The organism is Cellulomonas sp. B6 (assembly GCF_001462455.1).
Taxonomy (GTDB): domain Bacteria; phylum Actinomycetota; class Actinomycetes; order Actinomycetales; family Cellulomonadaceae; genus Cellulomonas.
Genome location: NZ_LNTD01000089.1, coordinates 18,164 through 28,164, shown reverse-complemented (window position 1 = coordinate 28,164; position 10,001 = coordinate 18,164). Strand labels below are relative to the sequence as shown.

Sequence of the window (10,001 nt, the reverse complement as noted above, 5' to 3'; positions counted from 1 at the left end):
TGGGCGTCGTGGGTCCGGTGGGCGCCGTTGAGCAGCTCGCGCGCGTCGGCCTTGAGGCGGACGAACTCGGCGCTCGTGACGACCGACGGCTTGCGGGGCCGGTCGAGGGGGACGTCGAAGCTCGCGACGATCCGCCCGGGCCGGGCGGACATCACGACGACGCGGTCGGACAGGTAGATGGCCTCGTCGATGTCGTGCGTGACGAACAGGACGGTCTTCTGGAAGTCGTCCCACAGGTCGAGGAGCCACTCCTGCATGTGCTCGCGGGTCTGCGCGTCGAGCGCGCCGAACGGCTCGTCGAGCAGGATCACGTCGCGGTTGAACAGGATCGTGCGCAGCAGCGCGACGCGCTGGCGCATGCCGCCCGAGAGCTGCGCGGGGTACCGGCCCTCGAACCCGCCGAGGCCGTACGTGGTGAGCAGCGGCCGCGCGATGGCCTGCGCGGCCTTGCGGCGCACGCCGCCGATCTCGAGCCCGAGGACGACGTTCTCCAGGACGGTGCGCCACGGCAGCAGCAGGTCCTTCTGGAGCATGTAGCCGACGAGGCCCTGCTGCCCGGACCGGTCGACGCCGTCGATGAGGATGCGCCCCTCGGTGGGGGTGTCGAGCCCGGCGATGAGGTTGAACAGCGTGCTCTTGCCGCAGCCGCTGGGGCCGATGAGCGAGATGAACTCGCCGGGGCGGACGGTGAGGTCGGCGTCGACGAGCGCGTCGACCGTGCCGCCCTCGGGGCTGGGGAACCGGCGGTGCACGTGCTCGACGACGAGCTGCGCGTCGCTCGTCGTGCCGGTGGCGGACCCGCTCGGGGCCGGTGCCAGGGTCGTGGTCACGGGGGCTCCTTCTCGTCGGTTCTATAATCTATAGATGTTCTACGCCGGGCTCGTTTCACCGGCGTACGTCCTACGTAAAGGCGCTGTAACGGAGGCCCCGATGACGCTCGCCCCCGCCGGAACCCGACCCGCAGGGCCCGCCCGCGACCGTGCGACGCGTGCGAGCATGTCCGCCGTGAGCCCCACCGACGCGACGCGAGCCGACGCCCCGGTCACCGCGCACGTCTGGGTCCGCGAGCGCATCCGCGAGGCGATCTTCTCGGGCGTGTACGCGCCCGGCGCGCGCCTCGTGCAGGGCGAGATCGCCGAGCGCTTCGGCACGAGCGTCACGCCCGTGCGGGAGGCCATGCGCGACCTCGCCAACGACGGGCTCATCGAGGTGCACCCGCAGCGCGCCGCGACCGTGCGGGACGTCGACCTGGACGAGGCCGTCGAGATCAACGAGATGCGGCTGCTGCTCGAGCCGCTCGCGGCCCGCCGCGCCGCCGAGCGCATCACCGACGCCGAGCTCGCGGCGCTGCGCCGCTCGGAGCAGGACATGGAGGCGGCCCCCGACCACGCGACGTGGCTCGAGCTCAACCGCCGGTTCCACCTCGAGGTCATCACGTACGCGCGCTCGCCGCGGCTCGGCGAGGTGCTGCGCAACCTGCGGCAGATCAGCAGCTTCTACCTCGCGGCGCTCGTGCGCGCGCAGGGCGGCGACCGCGAGAAGAGCGCACGCGAGCACCGCGAGCTGCTCGACGCGTTCGCGCAGCGCGACGGCGACCGCGCCGCGCAGATCATGCTGCGGCACCTCGCCGACGCGCACCGGCTGCGCGAGCGCCTGGGCGCGACGGACTGACCGCTACGGAGGCCCGCCGCACGCCGAGCCCCCCGGAGCCCGGCGCGCGTCTCTCCCCTGCCGGGCCGCGCAGCCGCTCGTGCCGCGCCGTGAAGCCGCTCGCGCCGGGCCGTGAAGCCGCTCGCGCCGGGCCGTGAAGGGTTGCTGCCGGGATCCGGCAGCAACCCTTCACGACGCACGCGTCAGACCCGACGGGGCCGCGGCCGTCGGACGGGCGGTCGGGCCCGGCCTCCGGCCGGCCGGTGTCGGGTGGGCTGGTGCGCCGGGGTCAGCGCCCCGTGCCGTCGACGGCGTGCTCGTCGATCGCCGCGAGCTCGGCGTCGGTGAGGGGCGGGGTGCTCAGGGCCGCGACGTTGTCCTCGAGCTGCGACACCGAGCTCGCACCGATGAGCGCGGACGTCACGCGGTCGTCGCGCAGCACCCACGACAGCGCGAGCTGCGCGAGGCTCTGCCCGCGCGCCTCGGCGACCTCGTTCAGCGCGCGGGCCCGCGCGAGGTACGTCTCCGACAGCGAGCGGTCGGACAGGAACGGGCTGGCACCCGCGGCACGCGACCCCGCGGGCGCGTCGCCGCCGAGGTACTTGCCCGTGAGCAGGCCCTGCGCGAGCGGCGAGAACACGACCATGCCGACGCCGAGGTCGCCCACGGCGTCGAGCAGCGACTCGCGCTGCCCCTCCCCCACGTTCTCGAGGTGCCGGTTGAACATCGAGTAGCTGGGCTGGTGGATCAGCAGCCGCACGCCCATCTCGGCGAGCACGGCGTGCGCCTCGCGGGTCTGCGCGGGCGAGTAGTTGGACACCCCGACGTACAGCGCCTTGCCGCTGCTCACGGCGTGCGCGAGCGCGCCCATGGTCTCCTCGATCGGCGTCGAGGGGTCGGGACGGTGGTGGTAGAAGACGTCGACGTGGTCCAGGCCCATGCGCGTGAGCGACGCGTCGAGCGACTGCAGCAGGTACTTGCGGGACCCGCCGTCCTGGTACGGGCCCGACCACATGTCGTACCCGGCCTTGGTCGAGATGACGAGCTCGTCGCGGTAGGGCCGCAGGTCGGCGGCGAGGTGCCGGCCGAAGTTCTCCTCGGCCGCGCCCGGCCGGGGGCCGTAGTTGTTCGCCAGGTCGATGTGCGTGACGCCCAGGTCGAACGCGCGCCGCAGGATGTCGCGCTGCGTGCCGAACGGCGTGGTGTCGCCGAAGTTGTGCCACAGGCCCAGGGAGAGCGCGGGCAGGTCGAGGCCCGACCGCCCGGTGCGGCGGTAGGTCATCGTGGCGTACCGGTCGTCGGCGGCACGGTACGGGTCCAGGCTGGGCATCGTCGCTCCTCGCGGGTGGGGTGCCCCCAGGCTAGGCCGCGCGGCCCGACGTGCCCGCACCGCCACGACTCGTCCCGCGCCGTCGACGACGGAGAAGCGCGCCGTGCCGTCAGCGACGCGCCGACCGCGGGTCGAACCCCTCGCAGCCCGGGGCGTCGGGCTGCTGCAGGCACGTGCCCGACACGAGCCGCGACGTGCGCTCCTCGACGTCGATCGTCGGGCCGGTCACCGACGTCTGGGCCGTGCCCGTCACGTCGCGCCACTGCGGGTCGCCGCCCACGCGGTACCGGCCGGACCACTGCGTCGTGAGCGTGATCGCGACCGTTCCCGGCCGCTCGTACGCGTGGACCACGTCGAACGCCGGGTACGGACGACCCGGGTCGGTGGTCGTCGTGCTGTGCCCGTCACCCCAGTCGTACGTGAACCGCGTCGGGGTCGCCTCGACCGTGACCGCCTGCCCGAGCAGCTCGGTCGTGAGCGTCACCGGCGTGGGGTCGGTGTAGACGATGGTCTCGATGTTCACCAGGACCCAGTCCCCGTCGGGCTGCACGTGCAGCGCCGGTGCCGGCAGCGGCAGCCGCCGGAAGTCCTCGGCCGTCAGCACGGGCACCGGGGCGTCCGCGCCGACGCACGACCCGTAGTCCTGCATCACCCAGTCGCTCCACGTCTCGGACGGGGGCACGCGCGTCCGCGTCCACCGTGGCAAGCGCGGGGTCTCACCCTCCTCGCACACCGGCCCGCCCACTCCGAACCCGAAGCCGAGGCAGGAGCCGTCGCTCGACGCGCCTGCCGCACGCTCCGCGTCCGCGCACAACCGGGCGAACCGCTCTTCCTGTTCCACCGCCGACGGTGAAGGGGCGGGCACCGTCGACCCACGCTCGGCCTGTCCGTCCGCCCAACCCGCCACGATGTCGTATGCAGCATCCCCAGAGACGCCGACGTCAGTCTTGACGTTGCGGAAGTCAGGAACAGAGGCAGCCCCTCGAGCTCCTGACGCCGGGACCGAAACGACGGCGAGAGTGGCTGTGAGCGTCCACGCAGCCATGAGCACGGATCGACTCACGGGGTGACCGACTCAAGCGTGACGGCCTCCACTCGCCAACCATCACCACGCCACGACATCGCGAAGATGAAGTCGACCGTTCCCCCCTCCGACGTCTGGTGACGTGTGCCGTCGCGCGTGACCGTCGCGACCGGCCCCTGCTCAGCACGCAGATGCACCCGGAACCACTCGTCCTCGCGAATCTCCGCACTGTCCGAGAGAGACACACGCAACGGGTCAGCCTCGGTGGAGTACCCCCCGTCGACCATCTCCTGCACTCTGTCCCGCACGTGCCCACAGAACACGCACCCCTCGGCCGACATCTCCATCAGCGGCCCGGAGTCCCCAGTCGAGTACGCGTAGTCGTACAGCGCCACGAACTGCGTGCCAGCGGCGATCGCACCCTCGGGACTGGGCTCGGCGATGGCCGGGTCCGGGGCGGGGAACGCCATCGGCGTCGGCCTAGGGGTCGGCGTGGAGGCGCCCGTCGTGGTTGGCGGAGGAGCCGGGGTCGTCGCGACCGGTGTGTGGACATCACCCGCCGCGCAGCCCGCGAGCGACGCGAACGAGACGAGCAGCGCACCAAGGGCCACGCTACGGGTCGCCGGCCTCGACCGAGGCGCTCGCACCTGGTGATGCGTGCGCTCGTCGCTCGTCGTCGTCCCTTGCAGCCCCATGAGGCACGAACTTACCGATTCCGGACACCGGGCGGGGCACATCCGAGGCATCTGTGGACAGACGCACCAGACGGAGACCCGGTCGGTCGGGGGGCGCTGCGACCCGGCGACAGGCGGCCGAACGGCGGTGCACGGAGCGGTGAAGCACGGCCCGGCCGCATCGCCCCGGGCGCACGTCGGCCGGGGCGCCCTGGGGTGCCCCGGCCGACGTCCGGCTGCTCAGCGCGTGAGCGAGGCCACGACCTCGTCGGCGCGGTCGTCGCGACCGGCGGCGCGCAGCATGTCGACGAGCATCGACGCGGCCGCGCCGCGCGGCTCGACGGCCCGGGCGATGCCGAAGCCCTCGACCGCGGACTCGAGGTTCCAGATCGCGTCCTCGACGCCGCCCATCGCGTGGTGCAGGCGCCCGGCGAGCCAGAACGCGTGCGACGCGTCGGCCACGGCGTCCACCGCGGCGTAGGTCTCGGCGGCGCGGCCGGCACGGCTCGCCGCATCGGCCGCGTGCTCGGCGCCCATCGAGGCGAGCACCCGCGCGGCGGTGTCGTCCAGGTCGGCGCGCGCGCGTCGCCGCGTGCGCGCGACCCGCTCGTCGAGCTCGGCCCCGGCCGCGTGCGCGGCGGCGTCGGCGGGTGCGGGCGCGTCCGCGTCGGTCGTCGGCTCGGCCAGCGCGTCGAGCAGGCCGTCGACGGCCTCGAGGAGCGCGGCGCCCGTGCCCGTGGTGACCGCGACGGGCCCCCACGCGACGACCACCGGCGCCACGTCGGCGGCCGGGACGCCGCCGGCACGCATGCGTGCCACCGCGCCGGGGTACGTCGCGGCGGCGCCGTCCTCGTCACCGGCCTCCTGCGCGCACCGGGCTGCCTCGGCGGTCGCGAACCCGGACTCGGCGAGCCGGCCCGCGGCCTCCGCCTCGGCAGCCGCCTCGAGCCACGCACCGGCGGCGGACACGAGGTCGCCGTCGGCGACGAGACGCTCGGCGCGCTGGACCGCCGACTCGGGCGCTGCGGCGCCGTCGGGGCCGGGCGCGGGTGCGGCGGCAGCAGGTGCCGCGGCCACGGGGGCGCCGTCGGGCCCGCCCGGGCGGATCACGTCGAGGTCGAGCCGCACGTCCGCCGGACGGGTCGCCCGCGCCCGGGCGAGCAGCGTGGCGTACCGGTCGGTGCCGTTGCGCGCGTCGAACGCGCGCGCGAGGCCCTCGGCCTGGGCGTCCGCCCACGTGTGCAGCGTGGCGACGTCCGTGGCGGGCACGCCGTCGAACGCGACGGCCACGGCGGCGTGCTCCGGGAGCATCGCGGCCGTGCCGCCGACGACGTGCAGCAGGAAGGCCAGCCGGTCGCGCGGCGTGTCCGCCTGCACGAGCAGCCGCTGGTCGGCCGTGAGCGCGCGCAGCGCGCGCGTCGGCTGCCCGCCGCGCGCCAGCAGCTCGAACCGCTCGCCGCGCGCACCGGCCATGTCGGACTCAGCGTCCGCCAGCGCGGCGACCGCGCGGCGGTGCGTCGAGGCGGCCTCCTGCGCGCGGCCCGCGTCGAGGTGGATGAGGGCCAGCGTCGAGAGCATGTCCGCCGGCTCGGTCGCGCACGTCTGCCCCGTCGCGAGGGTCTGCTCGATGAGGCGGCGCGCCTCCTCGGCGTCACCGCGCTCGACGAGGTACGTCGCGCGGTCGCCCGGGTCGCAGACCTCGCACTGCGAGTACTCGTCGCGCGGCGTGCGCACCCACTCCTCGTAGAGCGCGTCGACGTCGGCGGACCCCCGCGTGCGGGCCAGCGAGAACCGTTCGAACGCGACCGCGTCGCGGCCGAGCCCGGCCACCGCGTAGCGCCGCTCCATGTCCTCGAGGGTCGCCTCGATCTGCGAGGCGGGGACGTTCGGGAAGTCCGACAGGTGCCCGACCATCCACTTGAACGTCCAGAACATGCCCTGGACGTCCATGTCGTCGAAGTGCTCGGGGTGCTGGTCGTACCAGCGCACGAGCTGCGTGAACGGCAGGTAGGCCTTGTCGACCTCGCCGTTCCACACCAGCGACTCGACGAGCACCGACAGCGCGAACGCGCGCGCCTTGTCGGGCCCCTCGGCCTCGATGAGCCGCACCTGCTGCTCGGCCGCCTGGGTGCGTGCGGCGCCGTACGGCAGCGACCGCACCCTCGAGATCTCGCGGTTGGCCTCGTCGAGCGAGCGGGTCACACGTCCTCCTGGGTCTCGTCGGGCACGCGCGGCTCGGGGCGGGGGCTCAGCCCCGCGTCGAGCAGCACGCCCATCGCGTCGTTCATGAGCTCGGCCTCGCGCACGCGCAGCGGCTCGCCGGCCAGCAGCACCGCCGTGACGTAGAGCGACCGCACGCCGGCCGCGAGGACGGGCGCGTCGGGTGCGGCGGTGAGCAGCCGTCGCACGGTGGGGTTCGCGTCGTTGAGCACGAGCCGTCGTGCCGGCGCGTCGTCCGCGACGTCGGTGAGCCCGGCCAGGACGCCGCCCCACAGGTCGTCGGCCTCGGCGACCGTGCGGCGGACGTCGCTGCGGTGGCGGCCCTCCCGGTCCTCCAGCAGGACCGCGGGCACCTCCCCGGGCTCGAAGCGGCGCACGACGAGGTCGCAGTCCAGCGGGCGCACGACCGCGTCGGCCGCGCGCACCTGGTCGAGCACCTCGAGCTCGCGGAGCGGCTCGAGCGGCTCGAGCACCTGCGCGACGTCCTGCGCGTTCAGCTCGCGCACGCGCCAGCCGGGCCGGCGCGCGAGACGTGCCAGCAGGTCGGCGTCGTACACGTAGCCCGCGTTGACGACCGTCATGCCCTGCGCGCGGGCGACGGGCGCGACCCGGCGGAAGTCCTCGACCCGGGTCGTGTGCAGCACGTCGCCGTGGGACTCGCGCACCGCCGCCAGGGTCTGCGTGCCGTCCGTGGTCTCGAACGGCAGGACCTGCGCGGCGAGGTCGAGCACCTCGTCGTCGACGACCGCGAGCGAGCGCAGCGCGAGGTGGTGGGTCGAGACGACCTTGCGGCTCGTCGACGACGGCGAGGTCAGCGTCGAGACCGTCCAGGCACGCACCTGCGCCGCGAGCGCCTCCTGCGCCGCGAGCAGCGTGTCGTCGGTGTAGAGCTGCTCGCGCGACGCGGTGGGCCGCAGCACACCGGTGTCGACGACGCAGCGCACGAAGAACGCCCAGTCGGGCAGCAGGTCCTCGACCTGCGTGCCGAGCAGCATGCGCTTGAGGTACACGCGGTGCCGCGACCCGGCACCGGGCGGCACGGCCGTGGGCAGCACGAACGCGACGCCCGACAGCCCCGCGAGCGGGACCTCGAGGTCGATGTGCGCGAGCGGCGTGAACCCGAGCGTGCGCTCGCAGTACGCCGCGAGCGCGGCGGTGCGCTCGGCGTCGTCGCGGTACTCCGCGCGCCACGGCAGCACGGGCTCGCTCGTGCGCCGCCACGCGGTGCCGTCCGTGCCGGGCAGCGGCACCTCGACCGCGACGTCGACGGGCAGCAGCGCGCCGAACTCCTCGGCGAGCGCGACCACGGTCTCGGCCGCGAGCCAGTGGTCGGTGTCGCGGCGCGCGCGCAGGCGCACCGTGCTCCCGGGCTCGACGGGCGCGTCGGCGGGCAGGACCGTCAGGTCGTACCGGCCGTCGGCGTAGCCGACCCAGCGCACGGGCGGCGCCTGCGGGTCGGTGGCCGAGCGCGACACGAGCTCGATCTCGTCGGCGACCATGAACGCGGACAGCAGACCGATGCCGAACTGCCCGAGGAACTCCTCGCGGCCCAGGCCCAGGTCGAGGTCGCGCTTGGACGAGCGGCCGACGGTCGCGAGCAGCTCCTCGGCCTGCGCGGGCGTCAGCCCGATGCCCGTGTCGGTGACCTCGAGGGTGCCGTCGGGGCCCGGACGCAGCCGCACGGTGGCGGGTACGTCCGGGTCGACGGCGCGGCGGGCCGTGATCGCGTCGACGCCGTTCTGCAGCAGCTCGCGCACGTAGACGCGGGGCCCCGAGTACAGGTGCCGTGCCAGCAGGTCGACGACGCCGCGCAGGTCGACCTGGAAGGCCCGGCCCGCCGCGGTGGACTGGTTCTCCACGGTCAGTTCGCGTCCATCTCCGCCCGCGCGGCCGCGGCCTCGGCGGGGTACTTCTCGTCGAGGTGCTCGAAGAGCTGGAGGCCCGTCGAGATGCCGCACGCGAGCTGCAGGTCGATCTGCTGGTCGCTCACGCCGTGCTCGTAGTCGACCGTGTGCTCGGCGTAGACGCCGACGACCTCGTCCTCGGCACGGACGTAGCCCTTGGGCCACAGCCGCGACGCGTTCCACTCGTTGACGATCTCGGTGACCGCCTGGAGCTGGTCGATTCCGACCTTGCGGTTCCAGCGGCCACGGGTCTGCAGGTACTCGCCGCTCTGCCCCATGATGAAGAAGTAGAAGAGGTGGCCGTCCCAGTAGCCGCCGACGTCGCCGTCGTCGTCGATGGCGTAGCGCATGTCCCGCGCGTCGAGCGCCGCGGTGACACGGTCGCGGCTGAGCGGACCCAGCGCCGGCGGCGTCGGGACGGACGTGTCCTTGGTGAAGAAGCCCATGATCTCCCCGGTCGGGTGGTGGTGGTACGACGAGCACGGACCGGGACCCGCAGGCACCGGCTCGACCCGGGGTCGAGCCTAACCACCGCGTCCGACATGTCCGTTCGGCCGTCCGGGCGAATCGCCTGTGACTGACGGCCGTGACGCGGTGCGCGGTGTGGTCGACCTCACGCGTCGAGGTCGAACGCGAGCACGAGTGCGCGCGCCAGCGCGCGCTCCTGGTCGGGCAGCAGGTACCCGACCAGCCGCCCGAGCGCGCTCGCCGGGACGGTCTGCACGTTGTCGCAGCTCACCACGCAGTCGTGGTCCAGACCGTTGGCGGGACCGAGCGGGACCTCGGTCGACAGGCCGCGCACGGTCGTGGTGATCGGCGCGACGGTGACGCTCGTCAGGTGCGGGCGGACCAGCTCGCGGGTGAGCACCAGCACGGGCCGCGACTTGTCGAGCTGCGCGACGTGGATCGGGCGCATCAGTCGATCGAGGGCAGCGGCTGCCGGCCAGCCCACGACGCGAGCGCATCGAGGTCGTGCGCACCGGACGCGTCCCCCGTCAGCAGCGCGACGTCCCGCGCGGCGAGCTCGCGCCGCAGGTGCCGCTCGAGCGCGTCCTCGACCACGGACGCCCGACTCCGGGCTCGACCCGCGGCGACGAGGGAGTCGAGGGCCTCGACGAGCCCGTCGTCGAGGCGCACGGTGATCTGCGTGGTCATCTGCTGAGGGTACCGCTTGCGGGATTCATCGCGCATCCCGCATC

Annotated in this window: 10 protein-coding genes; 1 reads left to right on the top strand and 9 read right to left on the bottom strand. The window is 74.2% G+C overall.

Annotated elements, in window-relative coordinates; genetic code table 11:
• On the bottom strand, positions 1-830 hold an 830-nt coding region (locus ATM99_RS08565), incomplete at its 3' end, for an ABC transporter ATP-binding protein (protein WP_223304906.1).
• Between the two features lie 175 nt (positions 831-1,005).
• Here ATM99_RS08565 and ATM99_RS08560 point away from each other — a divergent pair.
• Positions 1,006-1,671, top strand: a complete 666-nt coding sequence (locus ATM99_RS08560) for a GntR family transcriptional regulator (RefSeq protein ID WP_190278807.1) — start codon at positions 1,006-1,008, stop codon at positions 1,669-1,671.
• 268 nt (positions 1,672-1,939) lie between these two features.
• Here the strand turns inward: ATM99_RS08560 and ATM99_RS08555 are convergent, their stop codons facing one another.
• From ATM99_RS08555 to ATM99_RS08520, 8 genes are all read right to left on the bottom strand, one after another.
• Positions 1,940-2,980 (bottom strand): aldo/keto reductase, encoded by a 1,041-nt coding sequence (locus ATM99_RS08555; protein WP_062102488.1) that lies wholly within the window; start codon positions 2,978-2,980, stop codon positions 1,940-1,942.
• Between the two features lie 109 nt (positions 2,981-3,089).
• Positions 3,090-3,662, bottom strand: a complete 573-nt coding sequence (locus ATM99_RS08550) for a hypothetical protein (RefSeq protein ID WP_062102487.1) — start codon at positions 3,660-3,662, stop codon at positions 3,090-3,092.
• A gap of 377 nt (positions 3,663-4,039) precedes the next feature.
• Positions 4,040-4,474 carry a DUF6318 family protein gene (locus ATM99_RS08545; protein WP_062102486.1) on the bottom strand — a complete coding sequence of 145 codons (435 nt, stop codon included), beginning with the start codon at positions 4,472-4,474 and terminating at the stop codon, positions 4,040-4,042.
• A 444-nt stretch (positions 4,475-4,918) separates the two neighbouring features.
• Entirely contained in the window at positions 4,919-6,880 is a 1,962-nt protein-coding gene (locus ATM99_RS08540) for a hypothetical protein (RefSeq protein WP_062102485.1), read from the bottom strand.
• Positions 6,877-8,757 carry an HSP90 family protein gene (locus ATM99_RS08535; RefSeq protein ID WP_062102484.1) on the bottom strand — a complete coding sequence of 627 codons (1,881 nt, stop codon included), beginning with the start codon at positions 8,755-8,757 and terminating at the stop codon, positions 6,877-6,879. Before ATM99_RS08535 ends, ATM99_RS08540 begins: the two co-directional genes overlap by 4 nt.
• Before the next feature lie 2 nt (positions 8,758-8,759).
• Complete coding sequence (locus ATM99_RS08530; RefSeq protein WP_223304905.1) at positions 8,760-9,305, bottom strand: YbjN domain-containing protein; 546 nt, start codon at positions 9,303-9,305, stop codon at positions 8,760-8,762.
• Between the two features lie 110 nt (positions 9,306-9,415).
• Positions 9,416-9,718: a type II toxin-antitoxin system PemK/MazF family toxin gene (locus tag ATM99_RS08525; protein ID WP_062102483.1), complete on the bottom strand. Its 303-nt coding sequence runs from the start codon at positions 9,716-9,718 to the stop codon at positions 9,416-9,418.
• Positions 9,718-9,957 carry a ribbon-helix-helix domain-containing protein gene (locus ATM99_RS08520; protein WP_062102482.1) on the bottom strand — a complete coding sequence of 80 codons (240 nt, stop codon included), beginning with the start codon at positions 9,955-9,957 and terminating at the stop codon, positions 9,718-9,720. Before ATM99_RS08520 ends, ATM99_RS08525 begins: the two co-directional genes overlap by 1 nt.
• Positions 9,958-10,001 lie beyond the last annotated feature (44 nt).